Origin of the sequence: Campylobacter sp. CFSAN093260, from assembly GCF_012890095.1 — a bacterium.
GTDB classification, from domain to species: domain Bacteria; phylum Campylobacterota; class Campylobacteria; order Campylobacterales; family Campylobacteraceae; genus Campylobacter_D; species Campylobacter_D jejuni.
This window is the reverse complement of sequence record NZ_CP040618.1, coordinates 537,426-558,200: the sequence shown is the minus strand read 5'-3', so window position 1 is coordinate 558,200 and position 20,775 is coordinate 537,426. Positions and strand designations below refer to the sequence as shown.

The window sequence follows — 20,775 nt, the reverse complement described above, 5'->3', positions numbered from 1 at the left end:
CTTAATTTGATAAAAATTTTTAAAACAAAATAAAACTAAGCTTTTAAAATGCTTAGTTTTTGTTTATACAGTTTAAATCTTCAAAAGCGATTTCAAGACGTTTTATCATGCTTTCTTCACCGCTTCTTAACCAAACACGCGGATCATAGTATTTTTTATTTGGCTTGTCATCACCTTCTGGATTTCCAATTTGTCCTTGCAAATAAGCCCTATTTTTAAGTTCATATTCACGCACCCCATCCCAAAAAGCCCATTGAGTATCTGTGTCAATATTCATCTTAATTACGCCATAGCTTACTGCATTTTTAATATCTTTTAGCTCACTACCGCTACCGCCATGAAATACAAAATTTATAGGCTTATCGCTATTTAAAGCAAATTTATCTTTTACAAATTTTTGCGAATTTTTTAAAATTTCAGGTTGTAAGCTAACATTTCCTGGCTTGTAAACTCCATGTACATTTCCAAAGCTTGCTGCGATTGAAAATTTATCACTAATTTTTCCAAGTCTTTCATATGCAAGAGCTACATCTTCTGGTTGGGTATAAAGCTTGGAATTATCAATACCTGTATTATCCACTCCATCTTCTTCGCCACCTGTACAACCTAATTCTATTTCAAGCGCGACACCTAAAGCATCAAGTTTTTGAAGATAAACTTCACAAGTGCTAAGATTTTCTTCTAAACTTTCTTCGCTAAGATCAAGCATATGAGAACTAAATAAAGCTTGTCCATGGGTTTTTTTATATTGTGCATTTGCCTCAATAAGCCCATCAATCCAAGGCAAAAGTTTTCTTGCAGCATGATCAGTGTGTAAAATCACAGGTACACCATAAGCTTTAGCAAGTAAATGTACATGTTTAGCCCCACTAATTGCACCTAAAACTTCTCCATTAGGACAATTTTTCCCTGCATAAAATTTTGCCCCACCATTTGAAAACTGGATAATAACTGGAGAGTTAACTTTTTTTGCAGCTTCTAAAACTGCATTAATAGAATCAGTTCCTACAACATTAACAGCAGGGATAGCAAAACCCTCTGCTTTAGCATAGTCATAAATTTTATTAAGCTCATCTCCGCTAATCACCCCTGCTTTTACAATGTCTAAAACACCCATTATTTATATTCCACTTTAGCACTATTTAAGAGATCTTGGCCTTTTTGATTGATAACTTTTTTAAATTCTTCAAATTTAAGTCCGTTTTCAATACCTTGTTTTACTTCATCAAATTTGATTTGACCTTTAGCTTGCGAATTTTCTTTTAAGATTACATGATAACCAAAATTCGTTTTTACCGGAGTTGTAGTAATAGTACCATTTTTAAGCGCGAAAGCAGCATCTGTAAAAGGCTTTACCATAGTTGATTGATCAAACCAACCAAGCTCACCACCTTGGTTTTTTGAACCTGGATCAATTGATTTCTCTTTAGCAAGCTCGCTAAATTTAGCATCTAGTTCTTTACCTTTTAAACCTTTAAGTTCGTTAATAATATCCTTAGCTTCTTTTTCTGTCGCTACTAAGATATGTTTTGCTTGCACTCTTGCAGGTTTTACATATTTGTCTTTATTTTGATCATAAAAAGCTTTAACTTTAGCCGCATCAATTTTAATAGTATTTAAAATTTTCTCTTGATAAACATTAACAAGTATTGCATCTTTTGCACGATCAAGTTCTTTTGTGTATAAAGGGTCTTTTTCTAAATTTTGTTTTTTAGCATCTTGCAAAATTAAATCTTGCATAATATATTGCTGAATAAGAGCTTTTTTTTGATTATCTGGCAAAGTTTTAAAATCCTGTCCTCTAAGCATAGGGGCAAAAAATTCACTTACTTCTGTATCGCTAATGCTCTTGCCATTAACAGTAGCTACTGTAGCTGCATTTACATTTAAAACTACACCTGCAATCAAAGTTGCTGCGACTAAAGAAAATTTTTTCATTAGGTTTCCTTTTTAATAAAATGTATATAAAATCAATTATATCTAAACTTGGTTTAAAGCTAATTAACTAAAATTAAAAAATGAAAAGAAATTTAGAAATCAAAGAACTTTTTTTAAAACATTTTGACAAGCCTGTAACAGAGCTTAAATTTTCAAATTTATATGAGCTTTTAGTCTGCGTAATGCTTTCAGCCCAATGCACTGATAAAAGAGTTAATCTCATCACTCCTGATCTTTTTAAAGCTTATCCTGATATTAAATCCCTTGCAAATGCAAATTTATCAAGTCTTAAAACCTATATACAAACTTGTTCATTTTTTAATAATAAAGCACAAAATCTTATAAAAATGGCAAAAGCAGTTTGTGAAAATTTTGACGGAGAAATTCCCCTTGATGAACAAAATTTAAAATCCTTAGCAGGCGTAGGACAAAAAACCGCTCATGTAGTTTTAATAGAATGGTGCGGAGCAAATTTCATGGCTGTAGATACTCATGTTTTTAGAGTTTCTCACCGCTTAGGACTTAGCAAAGCAAAAACTCCAGAAGCTACAGAAGAAGATTTAACACGCACATTTAAAGATAATCTTAACTATCTTCATCAAGCCATGGTTCTTTTTGGACGTTACACCTGTAAAGCTAAAAAACCTTTATGTAAAGAATGCTTTTTAAATCATCTTTGCAAAAGTAAAGATAAGGAACTTAAATGAAAATTTTCATCTTTTTACTCACTATATCTCTTAATATTTTTGCCTTAGAACCTTACAAGCCTAGTGCTGATTTTTCTTCTTATTTTAACAATATAAATTGCTCGCAAATCTTAGATAAGTTTTTTTATCTAAATTGCTATGATTATAAACTCAAAGGCACAAAAGCTGTTGCTTATAAGGTAGAAGCTTCAAATTTGAAAGATAGACAAATCAAAAAACGCCCTCGCTTTGAAGATGATACAAATATTCCTAAAAAATACCGCACTACTTGGAGTAATTATAAAAACAGTGGTTACACACGAGGACACACTGCACCCAATGCTTCTTTTAGCTTTAGTAAAGCTGCTCAAAATTCAGTATTTTTAATGAGTAATATTACCCCACAAAATGCACAAATAAATAATAAAATTTGGAATGAAATCGAACAAAGAGAAAGAAATTTAGCTTTAGAATTTCAAAGTATCGAAGTTTTAAATTTAGTACTTTACGATAAAGAACCACAATACATTAAAAACCGTATTGCTATACCAAGTTTTTATGTGAAAATTATTAAAACTCCGAAATTTAAAGAATGCTATCAAGCACCAAACCACGAAGTAAATGATGAAAATATTAAACAGTATCAAATAAATTGTGATAAATTTTAAGGTATAAATTATGGAGATAAATGCTCTTACGATAACCACTCTTTATATCATAGGTATTTCCGCAGAAGGAATGACAGGAGCTTTAGCTGCAGGACGCCACAAAATGGATCTTTTTGGAGTTATTTTTATTGCTCTCGTAACAGCAATTGGAGGCGGAAGCATACGAGATGTGCTTTTAGGACATTATCCTTTAACTTGGGTTAAACATCCTGAATATATTATTTTAATCTGTTTTTGCGCCCTTGTAGCCACAAAAATTCCGCGCGTAGTAACCAAACTTGAAACTTTATTTCTAACTCTTGATGCTATAGGACTTGTTGTTTTTAGCATACTTGGAGCTCAAATAGCTATAGATCAAAACCATGGCTTTATCATAGCCGTTGCTGCCGCTGTAATTACCGGTGTTTTTGGTGGAATTTTAAGAGATATTTTATGTATGAGAATCCCCTTGGTGTTTCAAAAAGAAATTTATGCAGGAATTGCCATAATTGCAGGAGCAATCTATTATTCTCTAATAATTTGGCTTGAGCTTAATGCCCTAGTTTGCACACTTTTAACTCTTTTTATAGGAGTTTTTGCAAGGCTTTTAGCTATCAAATATCAATGGTCTTTACCTATTTTTTCTTACAATGAAGAAAAATAATTTATCGTTGCTTTATACAAGTTTGCTAAGATATTAAAAATTTTAGGAGATTGATAAATGCGAAGACTAAGTATTTTACTTACAATTTTAATAGTTATTAATATAACAGCTTGTGATAGTAAAACAGAAAATTACTACAAAAATCTTCCTAGCGAAGCAAAAGAAAAAGCGAAAGAATGCAAAGAAAGCGGAACTCTTAGCGAAGATTGTATTAATGCATTAAAAGTTGGTGTTAAACCAACAAATGAAGAGGGTAAATACAGTCCAAACACACCGAAAAAATCTGATAATCAAATATTAGAAGCTTTAAAACAAAATGATTTAAAAAAAGAAAAAACCACAAAAGATATTAACCAAAGTTCAGAAAATAATGAAAGTATTATAATACCACCTATAGCAGAAACACCTTCTGAAATTTATCCTTCCAAAACAACAGAAAACAATCAAAGTTCTATCTTTAGCGATGATGTTAATATGACACAGGAAAAATGACCATGAAAATAACTCTTTTTTTAAGCCTTATTGGTATATTTTTTGCAGCATGCGAACAAACCAAAAGTGTAGAATATTATCAAAATCACCCCGAGGAAGCAAAAAAAAGAAGTTTAGAATGCAGACACAAAGCTATCATTAGTCAAGATTGTGTTAATGCATATAAGATAGGTTTTCCAAAAGATGAATGGGAAGATGAAAATATTTCTAATCCTTAAAAGCTATGAAAGTTTCAAAATTTGCCCATTTAAAAATACTTTCTATTTTCTTAAAACCTGCCTTTTCTAGCATATTTAAATTTTCTTTTTGACTATAAGGAATTAAAACATTTTCCAAAGCTTCTCTTTTAGCTGCGATTTCAAACTTAGAATAGCCTTGTTTTTCTTTATAATCAGCATAAAGTTCTATGATATTTTTAGACAAAAAAGCATCTTCATAAAGGATTTTTTCACTCATAATCAAAATGCCTTTAGAGTTTAAATTTTTATAAATTTGATCAAGCAATTCTTGTCTTTTAGGAGGACGAATAAACTGCATGGTATAATTTGCTACAAAAACATCGCAAGTAAAAAAATCAAATTCGCATAAATTAGCTTCAAAAAAACTTATATCAAGCCCATAAGCTTTAGCTTTTGATTTTGCAACTTCAAGCATGGAAGCAGAATTATCCACGCCAAAAAGTTTAAAATCCTTTCTTAGATTTGCCAAAAAAATCAAAAAATTAGCACTTGAGCAGCCCAAATCGCAAACACTTGCATTTGTAGGTAAAATTTTAGCCAATAAATTGCCACAAAGTTCTAAATTTTCTCTATAAAATGGTACAGAACGATTGATCATATCATCAAAAACACTAGCCACGCTTTTATCAAATTCAAATTGTTTTTTAGGGCTTTGTTTAAAAAGTTCATCTTTCATCATTTTTCCTTAATAATTCTCTAGCCTGTTCTATATCTTTAGTAATTTGATTTTTAAGTTTTTTTAGATCTTGAAATTTTTGATTCTCTCTTAGAAAAGATATAAACTCGAGTTCAAAAAACTCTCCTTGCGTGAAATTTTCACCCAATTCTTCTAAAATATGACTTTCTATAGCAAAATTTTCATCGCTTGATCTTACACCTAAAAAACTCACACTTTTATAAGTTTTTCTTTGACTTTTTAACAAAGTAGCGTAAACACCATTTTGAGGCAAAAAATAACCTTCGCAATCTAAATTTATAGTTGCAAAAAGTTCTTTAGAACCTAAGCCTTGTCCTTTAATTACCTTTCCTTTGATGCTATAATTTCTCCCTAAAAATTCTTTTGCTTTTTGCAAATTTGCTCTTGATAAAAAATCCTTAATTAAACTTGCATGAACACCTATTCCGTCTATGCTAAATTCATCAACTATTATAGTTTTTATCCCGCTTAAAGACTCAATATCTTTAGCATTATAAGCTCTATTTTTCCCAAAAGAAAAATCATATCCCACCACTATAAATTTTAAATTGACAAATTCTTTTTTCAAAAAGCTTAAAAAATCTTTACCATCTAAAGATTTTATACTTTCAAAATCCACTTCTATAACTTTTTTTCCTGAAATTTCTTCTTTTTGACGATTTGAACAAAGAAATTGACCTTTAAATTTATTAATAACTAGCAAAGCCCCATTCTCATCTAAATATTTTACAAGTTTTAGATGTCCTAAATGCATACCATCAAAACAACCTATGGCTAAAGAAGTAATATTAATTTTTGATATAGTAGTAAAAATATTCAACATTACCTTCCTTTCCTTTAATGCTTGATTTTTGCGTATTTTTTAAAAGCCAACCTAACTTAGCACATTCTTTTTCAAAATCCATTCTTGCTTTTAAGATTGCCTTGTCATCTTTTAAAACACCTTTTTTATCTCTTTTGATATTTTTTCCCACTTCAAACTGAGGTTTAAAAAGTAAAATAATTTCCTTTAAAGCTAAATTATCGACATAATAAAGTAAATTAATAAGAGAAATAAAACTCACATCACAAGTAACAAGTTCAAATTTTTCTTCACTTTTAAAGGCTCTAAGATCTGTATTTTCATGCAAGATAATTTTTTCATTTGCTCTTAAACTTGGATGGAGTTGATTACTACCCACATCAAGAGCAGTGATTTTTAAAGCCTGATTTTCAAGTAAAATTTGAACAAAACCGCCCGTACTAGATCCTATATCAAGACAATTTTTATGTTTTATTTCAATATCATTTTCTTCTAAAAATTTTTTTAATTTCAAAGCTGCTCTTGAAACATAAATTTCACTTAAAAGATCCAATTTTAACTCATTGGCTAAAAGTATATCTTCAGGATTTAAATCTTGCGTTTTTTTTAAATTTTCTAAAAAATTTTTCACATCAAAAGAAGCTTTAAAACTTTTACCATTAAGTAAAATCTCTTCATTTTCTATAAGCTCTAAGGCTTTATTTCTACTGATATTTAAACGCTTTGAAACAAAAAAATCAAATCTCATTTTAAACTCTCATTTATTCTTTTTTCTAAGTCTTCTTTTTCTTTAGAAAACCACCAAATACCTATTTCAAAAGCATTTTTTTTAAAAATTTCTCTAAGATCTTTAAGATCTTTTTCAAAAAGATCTTTTTCTTTTTGAATTAAACTTAAGTTATTATCTTTTAAAAAATTAAAATTATTCATCCATAAAAGTATTTGCTCTTGTTCGGATTTTAAGGCATTATTTCTTTGCTCTTTTAAAAAATAATTTCCTAAAACCATGATAAAACATAAAAATAAAACAATTATTTTTATGTTTATTTTCAAAACAAAATTAAAAACAAAAGCCAAAAGAGAACAAAACATAAAAAAATTAAAAAAATCAAAAATAAAATTTAAAGCCCTAAACCCCAAATATCCAAAATAAGAAAAAATAAAAAATTTTAAATTTGAAACAAAATGTAAAAATTCAGATAAAAAATCAAAATAAACAAAAGAAGCACTCTTATAGGCAATGATTTTCCTAGAAAAAAGTTCTAAATTTAAAAGTTCATTGTAAGTAAAAAAAAACCCATAAAATGCATAAAATAAAGCAGTAAAAAAACTAGCGATAACAACTATTCTAAAATCATTATAAGCATTATCTACAAATTGCAAATGCAATTCTTTTTTTAAAAATATCATCAATAAAGGTAAAATTATAAATATAAAAACAAAATCAATTTTTTCAAGATTTAAAAAATTTAAAAATAAAGAAACAAGTCCAAAAATCGCCAAAAAAAAGCTAAAAATATAAAGATAAAAATCCCTCATACTAATACGATAAAACAAACTTCCCTTAATCAAAGTAGCTTCTTTTATAATATTTTTTCTAAGCTTTAAAAATAAAAAGAATTCCCAAAAAAGTGTTAAAAAAATAGGAATTAAAAAAAATAAAGAAAAAGCACTCCTTTGCCAAGTTAGCAAAAAGCCAAAAAGGCTTAAAAGCGTTAAAATATAAGAACTATTCTTTAACAAGCTCATTAAAAGCACTTTCATTTATACATTTTACTTCAAGCTCTTTAGCCTTGCTAAGTTTAGAACCTGCCTCTTCTCCAAAAAGCACATAGTCAGTCTTTTTAGAAACAGAGCCGCTTACCTTACCCCCAAGCTTTTCTATCAAAGCCTTAAACTCATCTCTTGGACGTGAAAGAGTACCTGTAATCACAAAAGTTTTACCAAAAATCATACTATCACTTTTGATTTCAAGTTTTTCTATTTTCAAATTTAAAAGCTTGTAAAATTCATCAATTCTTGTATGATTAACACGCGTAAATTCGCAAAGACTTAAGGCCATTTGCTCTCCAAAACCTTCTAAATTGGCATAAGCTTCAAAGCTTTGCTTGTGCCACTCTTTACCAAAACTTAAACTTAATTTTTTAGCCGCAACCTCGCCAATATGCTCTATCCCTAAAGCCGTGATAAAACGAAAAAGCTCACATTCTCTGGCTTGCTCTATGGCATTTAAAAGATTGTTGATTTTCTTTTCTTTAAAGCCTTCCAAACCTTCAAAATCACTAAATTTTAAATGAAAAATGCTCTCAAGCGTAGTGATTTTTTTGTGCTTGTATAAAAGTTCTACTATATTTTCTCCAAGTCCGTCGATATTAAGACATTTTTTAGAAACAAAATGAATGATAGAATTTACAAGTCTATCTTCACAATCTATATTTTGACATTTTATTAAAGTTCCTTCATCCAAAAGCTCACTTTGGCAAGTAGGACAAAGTTTAGGGCGTGAAATTTCCATCTCTAAACCTTCTCTACGCTCTTTAAAAACCTTAGTGATCTTAGGAATAACATCACCACTTCTTATCACGCTTACAAAATCATTGATTTTAACATCAAGTCTTGCAATTTCATCAAAATTATGAAGGGTGGCTGATTTTACTACAACCCCATCTAAATTTACAGGTTCTAAAACCGCCACAGGAGTGATCACTCCACTTCTTCCTACTTGTAAATTTACCCCTATTAAACGCGTGGTTTTTTCAAGTGCAGGAAATTTAAAAGCTGCCATAAATTTTGGAAATTTTACCGTATAGCCTAATTCTTCACAAAGTGCAAGATCATCAACTCTTACCACCATTCCATCCATCATCATAGATTTTTTTTCTCTTAGAACTAAAAGCTCATCATAAGCTTTTAAAACTTCGTCTAAATTAGCGCAAAGTCTTACAAAATCATCCTTTAAAAAACCAAGCTCTCTGATAAATTGCATCACCTCGCTGTGTTTGGTGAAATTTAAGGTATTTTCCCCTACTCCCCAAGGATAAAATTTCAAATTTCTTTCTTTAGTGATGCTTGTATCAAGCTGCCTTAAACTCCCGCTTGCAGCATTGCGTGGATTAGCAAATAAACTTTGATTTAAAAGGGCTCTTTTTTCGTTGATTTTCTCAAAATCATCTTTTAAAATCACCACTTCTCCACGAATTTCTATCCTTTCTTTATAGGCTATATTTTTAGGTATATTTTCTATCTCAAAAACATTAAGCGTTATATCCTCACCCACTTCGCCATCGCCCCTAGTGGCACCGCTTACTAATTTACCATTTTCATAAAGTAAATTTAAACTCGCTCCATCAAATTTAGGCTCTATAAAAAAGTTTTTTTCACATTTTGCGCGTTTTACCCAAGCCCTAAGCTCACTCTCATCAAACACATCTTCCATCGACCACATACGCCTTAAATGAGCTATTTTTTTAAACTCGCTTTGTATGATAGGAGCTATTTTTTGTGTTGGAGAGTCTTTTGAAATTTCATCTTTATTTTGTTCTTCAAAAGCTCTTAATTCTCTAATTAAAGCATCGTATTCTTCATCGCTAGCCAAGGGTTCATCTTTTTCATAATATACCCTCATCCACAAATTTGCTAAAGCAACTTTTTCTAAATACTCTTCTTTTTTCATCTAAACTCCTATATTATCCATTGCCTGCGCTAAAGCAAAAAGTTGTTTGTGCTCGTATAAATCATGCACTCTTATAATACTAGCACCATTTTCAAAAGCTTTTAAATGCAAATACAAAGTTCCTGCTAAACGATCTTTAATCTCGCTTTGAAAATACGCATTAATCACACTTTTGCGACTCGCACCTATAAGTAAAGGTTTATTAAATTGCAAAAAATGTTCTAAGTGTTTGATTAAAATCATATTATGCCCCGCACTCTTTCCAAAACCAATACCTACATCTAAAATACTTTCTTTTACTCCAAAACTTTCTAAAAGTTCAAGTTTTTCTTTAAAAAATAAAGTCATCTCATCAAGCAAATCTTCATAAAAAGGATTATCTTGCATATTATTTGGATTGTTTTGCATGTGCATTAAGCAATATTTTGCCTCATATTTACTTGCAAGTTTGGCTAGATTAAGATTTCTTAAACTTGTAATATCATTAATGAGTTTAAAACCCTTATTTAAAGCATATTCTAGACAATATTCATCAAAACTATCTAAACTAAAAATCGCTTGTTCGTAATAATTTTTCTCATAAATTAAGTCAAGTACTTTTTTCAGTCTTTTAAATTCCTCTTCCTTACCACAATACTCACTCCCAGGTCTTGAACTTACCGCACCTATATCGATATATTCAGGCTTTAAAGCAAGAAAGTCATTAAGCCTTTTTTCAAAGTCTTCTTCACTCGCACGACTTTTTGCATTAAAACTGTCTTCATTGACATTAATTACTGCCATAAGCTCGGCTTTTTTCGGTTTTAAAAAATCTTTTTGCAAAAAAAGAGCCAAATTTTTAAGTCCAAAATCTTGAAGTTTTTCTTTGACAATAAGCTTTTGAATTTGCTCTTTACTTGCCATTAAAAGCGCATTTGAATGAGTAATTTTGGCAGTAATTACTTCTTTATGGGTGATGAGTTCAGCTCCTACTCTTAAAGCATCTTGCTTTAAAATATTTGCTGCAGGAGTAGAAATATCTTTGATAAAAATAAAATGAGTTTTTGTTTTTTCACTCATGATCTTTTGCCCCATTTTATGGGGATTTATGAAAGAACAAAGTAAATTAAAATCGGTATTTGGATTGATTTTAAAAAATTTCATTTTATTTCTTTGTATAGTAATTTAATAAAAGAGTAGCCAAAAGTACCCCACTTTTAGAATTTAATTTTGCAAGCTCATAACTTTCATAAAAGAACTCTAATTCTTCAGCATTAAAATCTTTATATTTTACACATTCTTTAGCAAGTAATGCAATTTGATCCATAAGTTCATTTTTATCCAAATTTTCATTTTTTTGCAAAAAATCAAAAAGCATTCTTAAATCCATTCTTTTAAGGTCTAAATCAAGTTTTTTAACCTCCTTTTCAACTTTTCTTTTTTCACAAATAAGACGCGATTTTATGGTAGGTAAAAGTAAATTTTTAGAAGGTACCACGATAAGAAATTTAATATTTTTTGGAGGTTCTTCAAGAAGTTTAAGTAAAAAATTTTGCGCTTCTATCCTATAAGAATCCGCCATTAAAACAATAATTTTTTCTTCAGTTTCTGCGATATAGCTTTCTTTTTCAACCGCTCTTGCATCATCAAGTAAAAATTCATTTTGTGGTATAAAAAATCTTAATTTTTTAATACCAAAATTATTAATCATTTCTTCCTTAATACCTAAAAAATCTTCACTGATAATAATCTTACTAATAAACAAAATATTTATCCTAATTGCACCTTGGAAAATAATATTGCATCCAAACTTACATCAAAAAGTTGATATAAACTAATAAGCTTGATATCCAAGTCTTTATCTTTAGAATTTAAATAAAAACTATCTTGTAACTGCTCATCAAAAAGCCACAATAAACTATCATCTCTTGATTTAGCGATTAAAGATTTATTATCAGAAGCACTTCCTATATAAAAATATACATAACCATTAGGAAAAGAAATGTCAAGCAAGTCATTAAGTAAAGCTATATCTTCTGAACTTTGTACTTTCTTCTTACATAAAGAATTTAACGACACAAAAGGGAGCATGGGACGAGTGGCTTTTGAATTTATATTTTTTAAAAAATACTCTTCATACCAAGATCTTTGTTCATCACACATTAATACAAAAGTGCGTCCTTCTAAAAGATATTTAAGTCTTGCAGCCATCAAAGGAGCCCATTCTAAACGACGCGACTCCAACCATGCCATAAAAGCTCCGCCATTGCGAATATTTTCAAGAGTAAAACTTAAAAAATCACTCATTTATTTATCAAGTCCGTAGCACTCATGTAGTGCTCTAACTGCAAGTTCTCCGTATTTTTCATGAACTATCATTGAAATTTTTATTTCACTAGTAGAAATCATACCGATATTAATCCCCTCATCAGCTAAAGCTTTAAAAGCTTTACTTGCCACTCCTGAATGTGATTTCATACCTACGCCGACTATAGAAACTTTTACTACAGCACTATCACTTTCTATAGTTGTTTTTGAGCTTAAAATTTTTTGCATAGCATTTTTGGCTAATTCAAGTTCATTTTGAGGAACCGTAAAACCCAAATTTGTAGCACCATCAACTCCAACATTTTGTATAATCATATCTACATTAATATTTTCATTTGCTAAAACAGAAAAAATTTCAGCTGCGATTCCAGGCTTATCTTCTACATTTCTTAAAGTCACTCTTGCTTGATTTTTATCCAAAGCAATACCACTTACTAAAGCTTGTTCCATTCCATCTTCCTTTGTTATCATTGTTCCTTCGTTATTGTTAAAACTACTTCTAGTTACTAAGTTAACATTTAATTTTTTTGCAAGCTCTACAGAGCGATTTTGCAAAACTTTTGCACCCAAACTTGCAAGTTCAAGCATTTCTTCATAAGAAATTTTATCCAATTTCTTTGCCTTTGGTTCAATTCTTGGATCTGTTGTATAAACCCCATCAACATCGGTATAAATTTCACACAAATCCGCATTTAAGGCACCTGCTACCGCCACAGCACTTAAGTCGCTTCCACCACGCCCTAAGGTAGTTACATTACCTTCCTCATCTACACCTTGAAAACCTGCTATAACAACTATTTTACCATTTTGAAGTTCTGATTTTATCGCTTTTGTATCAATATGATGAATTCTTGCCTTTGTAAAAACACTATCTGTAATAATTCCTGCTTTTCTCCCAGAAAACGATATAGCGGGACAACCCTTTTCATTTAAAGCGATAGAAAGTAAAGCGCTTGTTACACGCTCTCCGCTGCTTAAAAGCATATCCATATCTTTACCATTAGGAGTTTTACTAAAATATTCAGCTTGCTCGATAAGAGTATTTGTCACCCCACTCATTGCAGATACTACAACAACAAGTTGATCACCCTGTTGCACACTTTGGATAACCCTATTGGCTACTGCTTCGATACGCTCAAGTGTTCCAACGCTTGTTCCACCATATTTTTGAACTATAAGCATTTTAGATATAACCTTTCTCTTCAAAATATTTGATCACTTTAACATAAATATTTTTTTTGAAATGATTAATCATTTCAAAAATTTGTTTAACACTCACAAATTGATAATCATCAAATTCAGGATGCTTGGTATTGATATTGATTGTAGCACCGTGCTTTAAACGCACTAAAAAATATTTTTGAATCTGCCCATCATAAGGATACATTTTTTTAACAATTTTACTCGGAAAATCATAACTCAACCATTCTGGATACTCAGCAATGATTTCAACCTCATCAGTGCCTATTTCTTCTTTTAATTCTCTAAATAAAGCGTTTTTGACACTTTCGCCTTTATCAATGCCTCCTTGTGGAAATTGCCAAATATTATCCATATCACTTCTTTTAGCTATAAAAATCTTACACTCGAAAGGATAAGAACTTGATAAAACAATAGCTGCAACATTTGGTCTATAATTTTTCTCGTTTTCCACAATATTTTTCCTTAAATCTCAAGGATATAATTTTAACCTAAATCAAATCAAATTTTTATTAAAATACATTAAAAATTTAATAAAATATTTTAGGGTTTTTATGCATTTTTATATCCATATTCCATTTTGTGAAAGCAAATGTAATTATTGCGCTTTTACAAGTTTGAAAAAAAATGATTATGAAAAAGCCTATTTTCAGGCTTTAAAAGAAGATATTGTTTTTCAATTAAAACAATTTAACATTCAATCAAATCAAATTAAAACCTTATTCATAGGCGGAGGAACACCAAGTTGTGTCGATGCGTATAATTATGAAGATATTTTTAAAATTTTATATCCCTTACTAGATAAAAATGTAGAAATTTCATGCGAAGCTAATCCCAACTCAGCAACATTAAATTGGCTTAAAAATATGAAAAATCTAGGAGTTAATCGCATTTCTTTTGGAGCTCAAAGTTTTCATCCTAAAAAACTTCACTTTCTTGGAAGAATTCACAATCAAGAAATGATTATCAAAGCATTAGAAAATGCAAATAAAGTAGGTTTTAAAAATATCAATTTAGATCTTATTTATGATACAAAATTAGACAATAAAAAAATGCTTGAATTTGAACTCTTACACTTAAAACAAATCAAGGCTTTAATCACACACCTTAGTGCTTATAATTTAACCATAGAATCAAACACAGCCTTTGCCAAAAAAGAACATTTCAAAAAAAATGCTCCTAATTTAATGAAATTTTTTATCAAACAACTTCTAGAGCTTGACTTTTTTCAATATGAAATCAGCAATTTTTCAAAAACCAAAGCCCAAATTTGCAAACATAATCTTGCTTATTGGCAAGGAAAAAACTACCTAGCTTGTGGATTAAGTGCGGTAGGATTTTATGAAAATAAGCGTTTTTATACAGCAAAAAATTTAAAAAATTACATAGAAAATCCCACTTTTAGATCTATAGAGCAACTAAGCTCTAAAGACTTGAATTTAGAACACCTATTTTTAGGACTTAGAAGTATAGTAGGGATTGATGAAACAAAACTCAATCAATGGCAAAAAGACAAAATAAATATATTATTAAAAGAAAAAAAACTCTTTTACAAAAATAAAAGATATTTTAATCCTAATTTTCTCATTAGCGACGAACTTGCTTTATATCTCTCATCTTAAATTTAAGTTTTTTAAGTAAAATATTTATTTAAAATATCAAATCAAAGAGTAACGATTAATGAGTTTTGGTGAAATTATAGTTATTTTAGTTGTAGCGATTTTAGTCTTAGGGCCTGATAAACTTCCAGAAGCTATAGTACAAATAGCAAAAATTCTAAAGGCTGTAAAACGCAACATAGATGATGCAAAATCAAGCATAGAAAAAGAAATACGCATCAATGACTTAAAAGAAGAAGCTAAGAAATACAAAGATGAATTTTCAAGCACTAATGAAAATATACGCAAAAAACTCAGTTTTGAAGAATTTGATGACCTTAAAAGAGATATTTTAGATAAAACAAAGGTAGATTTAACCTTTGATAGCAGAGATGATAAAGTAAAAAATAACCTTAGCGGACAAAATTTAAATACAGAGGAAAAACCAAATCTTAGCAAATTAGAAACACAAGATAAAACGGAAAAATAAATGTTTGAAGAATTAAGACCTCATTTAATAGAACTTAGAAAACGCCTTTTTATAAGCGTTGCTTGCATTGTAGTTATGTTTATTGTATGTTTTGCTCTACGAAGCTATATCTTAGATATTTTAAAAGCTCCACTTATAGCTGTTTTACCCGAAGTAGCCAAACATGTGAATGTAATTGAAGTACAAGAAGCCTTATTTACCGCAATGAAGGTTAGTTTTTTTGCAGCCTTTATCTTTTCTCTACCTGTAATTTTTTGGCAATTTTGGAAATTTGTAGCTCCAGGACTTTATGATAATGAAAAACGCCTTGTGGTGCCTTTTGTTAGCTTTGCAAGCATTATGTTTGCCTTGGGGGCTTGTTTTTGCTATTTTGTTGTAGTGCCTTTGGCTTTTAAATTTTTAATTAATTTTGGTTTAAATGAAGATTTTAATCCTGTGATTACCATAGGAACTTATGTAGATTTTTTTACGAAAGTTGTTGTGGCTTTTGGCTTAGCTTTTGAAATGCCTGTAATTGCCTTTTTCTTTGCTAAAATCGGACTTATAGATGATAGTTTTTTAAAACGCCATTTTCGCATAGCTGTTTTAGTTATTTTTGTTTTTTCAGCCTTTATGACTCCACCTGATGTTTTATCTCAATTTTTAATGGCAGGACCACTTTGCGGACTTTATGGACTTTCTATTTTAATTGTTCAAAAGGTAAATCCTGCTCCAAAAGATAAAGAAAGTGATGAATAAAGACTTACTTCTTTCAAGCTATGATTACACTCTAGCTAATGAACTCATAGCCAACTATCCTACAAATCCAAAAGAAGATGCTAGGCTTTTGGTTTTTGATCGCAAAAACAAAGAAATTTTTCATACTACTTTTAAAAATTTACAAGACTTTTTACCCAACTGCGCGATTTTTTTCAATGATACCAAAGTTATTAAAGCAAGAATTTATGGCAATAAAGCAAGCGGAGGAAAAATAGAGCTTTTCTTGCATCAACCTTTTTTAAATTCTCACGATCCGCTTTTTCTAGCTCAAATTAAAGGGCGTGTTAAAAAAGATGAAATCTTATATTTTAAAGATGATTTAAAAGTACGCGTTGTAGAACTTTTAAATGATGGTCTTCGAAAAGTTCAATTTTTTCAAAATGATAAAACCTTAGACACCTCAAATCTTTACAACCTGCTTGACAAGATAGGACATATACCCTTGCCTCCTTATATTAAAAGGGAGGATGAAAAAAGTGATTTGAAAGATTATCAAAGTATCTTTGCAAAAAATTTAGGCGCAGTGGCTGCTCCGACTGCAAGTTTACATTTTAGTGAGACTATGCTTGAAAATTTAAGAAAAAAACACGAAATTTATCATTTAACCTTGCATGTAGGAGCTGGAACCTTTAAAAGCGTGGAATGTGAAAATATACAAGAGCATAAAATGCATAGCGAATTTTTTAATATTCCGCAGCAAGCATGTGAAATTATAGATTCTAAACAAGCTATTTTAGGCGTAGGAACAACGGTAACAAGAACCATAGAATATTATACAAGAACTAAAACAAAAAATGGTTTTTGTGATCTTTTTTTACACCCGCAAAATCCACCTATAAGACAAAATCATCTTTTAACCAATTTTCATTTACCAAAATCTACTCTTATCATGCTAGTTTCAGCTTTTATCGGTAGAGAACAGTGTTTAAAACTTTATGAACTCGCCATAAAAGAAAAATATCGCTTTTACTCTTATGGCGATGCGATGCTAATCTTGTGATTTTTCTTTAAAATTTATTGCTATTTTAGCTTGAAGTTTTAGCCAATCTTTTTGAAGCATGATAGGAAAACCTCCATAAACACGCCCGCCTTCTAAATTTTTACTCACACCGCCTCTTGCAGCTATAGTGCTAAAATCGCCTATTTTTAAATGTCCACTCGTTGCACTTTGACCACCCATAATAACATTGCGTCCTAACTCACTTGAACCTGAAATTCCAGTTTGCGCCACAATGATACAATTTTGACCTATATTGCAATTATGTCCGATTTGAACTAGATTGTCTACCTTAGTACCTGCTTTGATAATAGTACTATCAAAAACTGCTCTATCTATAGTTGTACAAGCCCCCACTTCTACAAAATCTTCTAAAACCACGTTGCCATTATGATAAATTTTATAATGTTCGCCGTTTTTATTGTGCGCATAACCAAAACCGTCACTTCCTATTACACAATTAGCAAGCAGATGACATTTTTTACCGATTTTAGTATCATTATAAATCACTACATTAGGATGAATAATACTCTCATCACCAATGCTGACATTATCGCCTATATAAGCTCCTGCCATAATGATTACATTTTCACCGATATTTACATTATCACCTATATAAACATTAGGCATGATTCTTGCGCTTTTTGCGATATTTTGTACTTTTTCTTTAGCTGTGCTTATCAAAGGTTTAGCAAAAAGCTTGCTTAAAAAAGCAAAACTCAAATGTGGACTTTGAGTAATCAAAGCTTTAGTATCTTTAGGTACTAAATTTTCATATTCTTTAGATACTAAAATAGCAGCAGCTCCTGTGTGAGGTATATCTTTGGTATTTTTCTCACCATCACAATAAGTAAGCTCTGTAAAATTTGCTTTCAATAAAGAATTTAAAGCACTGATTTCTATATCCTCGCCTTTATATTCCAAGCTTAAAAATTCTGCTATTTCACTTAATTTCATTTAATCTCCATCAAAACAGATCCACTGCGAACTATATCACTAGGATTGTATTTTTTAATTGTTTTTAAAAAATTATCAATGCGATTTGCATCATCAGCAACCATTAAAAACAAAAAATTCTCATTGCTATTTGCAATAGTACCATTATAAGCTTTCAAAACGGCATCAAGTCCACCTAAATTTTCATTTAAAGGAATTTTCACCAAAGCCATTTCTTTGTCAATAAATTCTTCACTTTCTATCACTTTATAAGTAGGAATGAGCTTATGAAGTTGTTTGACTATCTGCTCAAAAGTTCTTTCATTTCCTGAGGTGACTATATTAATACGAGAAAATTCTTTATTTTCCAAAGGCGCTACTGTAAGCGAGTCAATATTATAACCTCTTCCTGAAAAAAGTCCTACTATACGAGATAAAACCCCATGCTCATTTAAAACAATTACTGATAAAACCCTTCTCATTGTCTATCCTTTGCCTTTGGTAAAATCATATTATAAATCGCACCTCCTGCAGGCACCATAGGTAAAACATCTTCAAAGCGATCAATTTTTACATTTAAAAGAGAGGTTTTATCACTTTTTAAAGCTTGGCTAAAAGCTTGAATGAATTCTTCTTTGTTTGAAATTTCATAACCTTCACAACCAAAACCTTGAGCTATTTTGATAAAATCAGGCTGAGTGCTTAAATCAGTTTGTGAAAAATGCTCTTTATAAAACATACTTTGCCATTGTCTTACCATACCTAAAAAGGCATTATTTAAAATAATATTTATAGCTTTTATACCATACTCATAAGCAGTCATAAGCTCTTGGATATTCATTAAAACCGATCCATCACCTACGAAATTAATCACCACTTCTTCACCCACAGCAAGCTTTGCACCCAAAGCAGCAGGTAAAGAATATCCCATAGTTCCTTGCCCTCCACTTGTTGCAAGTTGTCTTGGATAATTAAAAGGATAAAACTGCGCTACCCACATTTGATGCTGACCCACATCGGTAATAATCCTTGCATCTGGAGCCATTTTCGCACATTCTTCAATCACCCATTGCGGTTTTAAAATCTCATTGCTATCTTCATAAGAAAGCGGATAAAGTTCATTATAACGCTTTAAAGTTTCGTGCCATTCTTTAAAAGTTGTGTTGAAATTTTCCTTTTTAAGCTCTTCTAAAAGCTCTTTAAGAACTTCTTTAATATCTCCTACTATAGGATAATGCGCATTGATAATCTTTGAAATAGAACTAGGATCAATATCAACATGAACTATAGTCGCATGTTTAGCAAATTCACTTGTTTTTCCTGTAATCCTATCATCAAATCTCGCTCCTACACTCACAAGCAAATCACACTCACTTAAAGCCATATTAGCAGCATAGCTTCCATGCATGCCTGCCATTTTAAGATTAAAAACATCATCACTTCTTAAAGTTCCAAGCGCCATCAAAGTTTCAACTGCTGGAATTTTTGTAAATTTTATAAGCTCTCTGATTTGCTCGCTTGCATTAGAACTGATGCAACCTCCACCTAAGTAAAACAAAGGTCTTTTTGCTTCTTTTAAAAGCTCTGCAAATTTTTTAATTTGCTTTGAGTTACCCTTATAAACGGGCTTATAAGTCTTCATGGAAATTTCTTTAGAGTATTCCCAAAGTCCCAAAGTTGCACTTACGTCTTTTGGCACATCTATATGCACAGGCCCAGGTCTACCACTTCTTGCTATATAAAAAGCCTCTTTTAAAATGCGTGGAAACTCTTCTATACAAGTAACTAAATAATTATGCTTTACACAAGGTCTTGAAATGCCTACTGCATCAATTTCTTGAAAAGCATCTGTACCAATAAGAGAATTTGCCACCTGCCCTGAAATCAACACCAAAGGGATAGAATCGCTATAAGCCGTAGCTAGACCTGTAATAGTATTTGTAAAACCTGGTCCGCTTGTAACTATAGCTACGCCCACTTCTCCGCTCATTCTTGCGTAAGCATCAGCAGCATGCAAAGCCGCTTGTTCATGACGCACTAAAATATGTTTAAAATACTTTTGATTGTAAATTTCATCATAAATATTAAGCGCAGCGCCTCCAGGATAACCAAAAACAATTTTAACATTTTCTTCTTTTAAAGCCTCGCAAATCATTGCCGAACCGCTTAACTCTTTCATAATAACACTCCAAAAAATTATTGTAAAAGCTCTTTAAGTGCTAAATTAAGTCTTTTGCCATCAACACTCGCACCTAATTTTATTTTAGCTTCTTTCATTACCAAACCTTGTTCTTTTAGTGAACTTACGCCCAATTCTTCTATAAGTTGTTTTAAGGCTAAAGTTAACTCCTCATCACTTAGTTGTTTAGGCAGATAAATTTCAAAAAGACTTATTTCATTTTGTTCTTTTTGTGCTAAATCTTCACGATTTGCCTTAAGATAAAGTTCGATTGCGTCTTTGCGTTTTTTGATTTCACTTGCAATGATTTTATAAATTCTTTCATTATCCAACTCTATTCTTTCATCCACTTCTATTTGCTTAAAAGCTGCATTTAGAGTTCTTAAACTATCTCTTTTAAAATCATCTTTTTGTTTCATTGCCTCTTTGATATCGTTTAAAATTTGTTCTTTTAAAGTCATTTTTTTCCTT

At 30.6% G+C, this 20,775-nt stretch carries 25 protein-coding genes; 9 read left to right on the top strand and 16 right to left on the bottom strand.

Annotation, left to right across the window (positions count from 1 at the left end; genetic code table 11):
* Nucleotides 1-52: 52 nt before the first annotated feature.
* Both fbaA and peb4 read right to left on the bottom strand, forming a co-directional pair.
* Nucleotides 53-1,117 (bottom strand): class II fructose-bisphosphate aldolase, encoded by a 1,065-nt coding sequence (gene fbaA, locus FBF22_RS02925; protein WP_002852272.1) that lies wholly within the window; start codon nucleotides 1,115-1,117, stop codon nucleotides 53-55.
* Nucleotides 1,117-1,938: a peptidylprolyl isomerase PEB4 gene (peb4, locus tag FBF22_RS02920; protein WP_002852119.1), complete on the bottom strand. Its 822-nt coding sequence runs from the start codon at nucleotides 1,936-1,938 to the stop codon at nucleotides 1,117-1,119. The genes fbaA and peb4 overlap by 1 nt, the downstream gene beginning before the upstream one ends.
* An 80-nt stretch (nucleotides 1,939-2,018) precedes the next feature.
* On the opposite strand from peb4, the gene nth reads away from it, so the two are divergent.
* The 5 genes from nth to FBF22_RS02895 are packed head-to-tail and all read left to right on the top strand — an operon-like array spanning nucleotide 2,019 to nucleotide 4,645.
* Complete coding sequence (gene nth / locus FBF22_RS02915) at nucleotides 2,019-2,645, top strand: endonuclease III (protein ID WP_002852225.1); 627 nt, start codon at nucleotides 2,019-2,021, stop codon at nucleotides 2,643-2,645.
* Nucleotides 2,642-3,292, top strand: coding sequence for a DNA/RNA non-specific endonuclease (locus FBF22_RS02910; RefSeq protein ID WP_002852117.1), 651 nt, complete (start codon nucleotides 2,642-2,644; stop codon nucleotides 3,290-3,292). The genes nth and FBF22_RS02910 overlap by 4 nt, the downstream gene beginning before the upstream one ends.
* A 10-nt stretch (nucleotides 3,293-3,302) precedes the next feature.
* The gene (locus FBF22_RS02905; RefSeq protein ID WP_002852232.1) at nucleotides 3,303-3,935 is read left to right on the top strand and encodes a trimeric intracellular cation channel family protein; all 633 of its coding nucleotides are present in this window, start codon (nucleotides 3,303-3,305) and stop codon (nucleotides 3,933-3,935) included.
* Between the two features lie 57 nt (nucleotides 3,936-3,992).
* A complete protein-coding gene (locus tag FBF22_RS02900) occupies nucleotides 3,993-4,427 on the top strand; it encodes an EexN family lipoprotein (protein ID WP_002884104.1) in 435 nt (144 codons plus the stop codon).
* Nucleotides 4,424-4,645 (top strand): EexN family lipoprotein, encoded by a 222-nt coding sequence (locus FBF22_RS02895; protein WP_002859102.1) that lies wholly within the window; start codon nucleotides 4,424-4,426, stop codon nucleotides 4,643-4,645. The genes FBF22_RS02900 and FBF22_RS02895 overlap by 4 nt, the downstream gene beginning before the upstream one ends.
* Here the strand turns inward: FBF22_RS02895 and cmoA are convergent.
* The 10 genes from cmoA to FBF22_RS02845 are packed head-to-tail and all read right to left on the bottom strand — an operon-like array spanning nucleotide 4,635 to nucleotide 13,799.
* Nucleotides 4,635-5,345: a carboxy-S-adenosyl-L-methionine synthase CmoA gene (gene cmoA, locus FBF22_RS02890; protein WP_002859101.1), complete on the bottom strand. Its 711-nt coding sequence runs from the start codon at nucleotides 5,343-5,345 to the stop codon at nucleotides 4,635-4,637. The two genes, FBF22_RS02895 and cmoA, sit on opposite strands and share 11 nt — an antisense overlap.
* The gene (locus FBF22_RS02885) at nucleotides 5,332-6,186 is read right to left on the bottom strand and encodes a bifunctional riboflavin kinase/FAD synthetase (RefSeq protein ID WP_052777681.1); all 855 of its coding nucleotides are present in this window, start codon (nucleotides 6,184-6,186) and stop codon (nucleotides 5,332-5,334) included. The genes cmoA and FBF22_RS02885 overlap by 14 nt, the downstream gene beginning before the upstream one ends.
* The gene (locus FBF22_RS02880) at nucleotides 6,152-6,913 is read right to left on the bottom strand and encodes a TlyA family RNA methyltransferase (RefSeq protein ID WP_002854799.1); all 762 of its coding nucleotides are present in this window, start codon (nucleotides 6,911-6,913) and stop codon (nucleotides 6,152-6,154) included. Before FBF22_RS02880 ends, FBF22_RS02885 begins: the two co-directional genes overlap by 35 nt.
* Nucleotides 6,910-7,914, bottom strand: coding sequence for a hypothetical protein (locus FBF22_RS02875; RefSeq protein WP_165433258.1), 1,005 nt, complete (start codon nucleotides 7,912-7,914; stop codon nucleotides 6,910-6,912). Before FBF22_RS02875 ends, FBF22_RS02880 begins: the two co-directional genes overlap by 4 nt.
* Complete coding sequence (gene ligA, locus FBF22_RS02870) at nucleotides 7,895-9,838, bottom strand: NAD-dependent DNA ligase LigA (protein ID WP_052777683.1); 1,944 nt, start codon at nucleotides 9,836-9,838, stop codon at nucleotides 7,895-7,897. Before ligA ends, FBF22_RS02875 begins: the two co-directional genes overlap by 20 nt.
* Nucleotides 9,839-10,981: a dihydropteroate synthase gene (folP, locus tag FBF22_RS02865; protein ID WP_002894426.1), complete on the bottom strand. Its 1,143-nt coding sequence runs from the start codon at nucleotides 10,979-10,981 to the stop codon at nucleotides 9,839-9,841.
* A gap of 1 nt (nucleotide 10,982) precedes the next feature.
* Nucleotides 10,983-11,582, bottom strand: coding sequence for a DNA polymerase III subunit delta' (locus FBF22_RS02860; RefSeq protein WP_002872578.1), 600 nt, complete (start codon nucleotides 11,580-11,582; stop codon nucleotides 10,983-10,985).
* Between the two features lie 5 nt (nucleotides 11,583-11,587).
* On the bottom strand, nucleotides 11,588-12,124 hold the full coding sequence (locus tag FBF22_RS02855) for a HobA family DNA replication regulator (RefSeq protein WP_002852154.1): 537 nt from the start codon (nucleotides 12,122-12,124) through the stop codon (nucleotides 11,588-11,590).
* A complete protein-coding gene (locus FBF22_RS02850; RefSeq protein WP_052777685.1) occupies nucleotides 12,125-13,327 on the bottom strand; it encodes an aspartate kinase in 1,203 nt (400 codons plus the stop codon). It abuts the gene before it with no gap.
* Between the two features lies 1 nt (nucleotide 13,328).
* Nucleotides 13,329-13,799: an RNA pyrophosphohydrolase gene (locus FBF22_RS02845; RefSeq protein WP_002854797.1), complete on the bottom strand. Its 471-nt coding sequence runs from the start codon at nucleotides 13,797-13,799 to the stop codon at nucleotides 13,329-13,331.
* 100 nt (nucleotides 13,800-13,899) lie between these two features.
* On the opposite strand from FBF22_RS02845, the gene hemW reads away from it, so the two are divergent.
* The 4 genes from hemW to queA are packed head-to-tail and all read left to right on the top strand — an operon-like array spanning nucleotide 13,900 to nucleotide 17,192.
* On the top strand, nucleotides 13,900-14,967 hold the full coding sequence (gene hemW / locus FBF22_RS02840; protein WP_002870118.1) for a radical SAM family heme chaperone HemW: 1,068 nt from the start codon (nucleotides 13,900-13,902) through the stop codon (nucleotides 14,965-14,967).
* Between the two features lie 58 nt (nucleotides 14,968-15,025).
* Nucleotides 15,026-15,433: a Sec-independent protein translocase protein TatB gene (gene tatB / locus FBF22_RS02835; protein WP_002870117.1), complete on the top strand. Its 408-nt coding sequence runs from the start codon at nucleotides 15,026-15,028 to the stop codon at nucleotides 15,431-15,433.
* Nucleotides 15,434-16,171, top strand: coding sequence for a twin-arginine translocase subunit TatC (gene tatC / locus FBF22_RS02830; protein ID WP_002856930.1), 738 nt, complete (start codon nucleotides 15,434-15,436; stop codon nucleotides 16,169-16,171).
* Nucleotides 16,164-17,192, top strand: coding sequence for a tRNA preQ1(34) S-adenosylmethionine ribosyltransferase-isomerase QueA (queA, locus tag FBF22_RS02825; protein ID WP_002884491.1), 1,029 nt, complete (start codon nucleotides 16,164-16,166; stop codon nucleotides 17,190-17,192). Before tatC ends, queA begins: the two co-directional genes overlap by 8 nt.
* Here the strand turns inward: queA and lpxD are convergent.
* Genes lpxD through FBF22_RS02805 form a run of 4 tightly spaced genes read right to left on the bottom strand, consistent with a single transcriptional unit; the run spans nucleotide 17,181 to nucleotide 20,765 of the window.
* Nucleotides 17,181-18,146: a UDP-3-O-(3-hydroxymyristoyl)glucosamine N-acyltransferase gene (gene lpxD / locus FBF22_RS02820; RefSeq protein WP_002852180.1), complete on the bottom strand. Its 966-nt coding sequence runs from the start codon at nucleotides 18,144-18,146 to the stop codon at nucleotides 17,181-17,183. The genes queA and lpxD overlap by 12 nt on opposite strands.
* Nucleotides 18,143-18,607 (bottom strand): acetolactate synthase small subunit, encoded by a 465-nt coding sequence (gene ilvN, locus FBF22_RS02815; protein ID WP_002852211.1) that lies wholly within the window; start codon nucleotides 18,605-18,607, stop codon nucleotides 18,143-18,145. The genes lpxD and ilvN overlap by 4 nt, the downstream gene beginning before the upstream one ends.
* Nucleotides 18,604-20,304 (bottom strand): acetolactate synthase large subunit, encoded by a 1,701-nt coding sequence (locus FBF22_RS02810; RefSeq protein ID WP_002852093.1) that lies wholly within the window; start codon nucleotides 20,302-20,304, stop codon nucleotides 18,604-18,606. The genes ilvN and FBF22_RS02810 overlap by 4 nt, the downstream gene beginning before the upstream one ends.
* Nucleotides 20,305-20,321: 17 nt before the next feature.
* On the bottom strand, nucleotides 20,322-20,765 hold the full coding sequence (locus FBF22_RS02805) for a GatB/YqeY domain-containing protein (RefSeq protein WP_002852081.1): 444 nt from the start codon (nucleotides 20,763-20,765) through the stop codon (nucleotides 20,322-20,324).
* Nucleotides 20,766-20,775: the final 10 nt, after the last annotated feature.

Coding starts and splice junctions, on each gene's coding strand:
- FBF22_RS02885 (WP_052777681.1), bottom strand. CDS start 6,186: ATGTTGAATATTTTTACTACTATATCAAAAATTAATATTACTTCTTTA.
- FBF22_RS02850 (WP_052777685.1), bottom strand. CDS start 13,327: ATGCTTATAGTTCAAAAATATGGTGGAACAAGCGTTGGAACACTTGAG.
- FBF22_RS02905 (WP_002852232.1), top strand. CDS start 3,303: ATGGAGATAAATGCTCTTACGATAACCACTCTTTATATCATAGGTATT.
- FBF22_RS02855 (WP_002852154.1), bottom strand. CDS start 12,124: ATGAGTGATTTTTTAAGTTTTACTCTTGAAAATATTCGCAATGGCGGA.
- tatB (WP_002870117.1), top strand. CDS start 15,026: ATGAGTTTTGGTGAAATTATAGTTATTTTAGTTGTAGCGATTTTAGTC.
- nth (WP_002852225.1), top strand. CDS start 2,019: ATGAAAAGAAATTTAGAAATCAAAGAACTTTTTTTAAAACATTTTGAC.
- FBF22_RS02805 (WP_002852081.1), bottom strand. CDS start 20,765: ATGACTTTAAAAGAACAAATTTTAAACGATATCAAAGAGGCAATGAAA.
- queA (WP_002884491.1), top strand. CDS start 16,164: ATGAATAAAGACTTACTTCTTTCAAGCTATGATTACACTCTAGCTAAT.
- FBF22_RS02895 (WP_002859102.1), top strand. CDS start 4,424: ATGACCATGAAAATAACTCTTTTTTTAAGCCTTATTGGTATATTTTTT.
- fbaA (WP_002852272.1), bottom strand. CDS start 1,117: ATGGGTGTTTTAGACATTGTAAAAGCAGGGGTGATTAGCGGAGATGAG.
- peb4 (WP_002852119.1), bottom strand. CDS start 1,938: ATGAAAAAATTTTCTTTAGTCGCAGCAACTTTGATTGCAGGTGTAGTT.
- FBF22_RS02900 (WP_002884104.1), top strand. CDS start 3,993: ATGCGAAGACTAAGTATTTTACTTACAATTTTAATAGTTATTAATATA.
- lpxD (WP_002852180.1), bottom strand. CDS start 18,146: ATGAAATTAAGTGAAATAGCAGAATTTTTAAGCTTGGAATATAAAGGC.
- hemW (WP_002870118.1), top strand. CDS start 13,900: ATGCATTTTTATATCCATATTCCATTTTGTGAAAGCAAATGTAATTAT.
- ilvN (WP_002852211.1), bottom strand. CDS start 18,607: ATGAGAAGGGTTTTATCAGTAATTGTTTTAAATGAGCATGGGGTTTTA.
- FBF22_RS02910 (WP_002852117.1), top strand. CDS start 2,642: ATGAAAATTTTCATCTTTTTACTCACTATATCTCTTAATATTTTTGCC.
- folP (WP_002894426.1), bottom strand. CDS start 10,981: ATGAAATTTTTTAAAATCAATCCAAATACCGATTTTAATTTACTTTGT.
- FBF22_RS02880 (WP_002854799.1), bottom strand. CDS start 6,913: ATGAGATTTGATTTTTTTGTTTCAAAGCGTTTAAATATCAGTAGAAAT.
- tatC (WP_002856930.1), top strand. CDS start 15,434: ATGTTTGAAGAATTAAGACCTCATTTAATAGAACTTAGAAAACGCCTT.
- FBF22_RS02875 (WP_165433258.1), bottom strand. CDS start 7,914: ATGAGCTTGTTAAAGAATAGTTCTTATATTTTAACGCTTTTAAGCCTT.
- ligA (WP_052777683.1), bottom strand. CDS start 9,838: ATGAAAAAAGAAGAGTATTTAGAAAAAGTTGCTTTAGCAAATTTGTGG.
- FBF22_RS02810 (WP_002852093.1), bottom strand. CDS start 20,304: ATGAAAGAGTTAAGCGGTTCGGCAATGATTTGCGAGGCTTTAAAAGAA.
- cmoA (WP_002859101.1), bottom strand. CDS start 5,345: ATGATGAAAGATGAACTTTTTAAACAAAGCCCTAAAAAACAATTTGAA.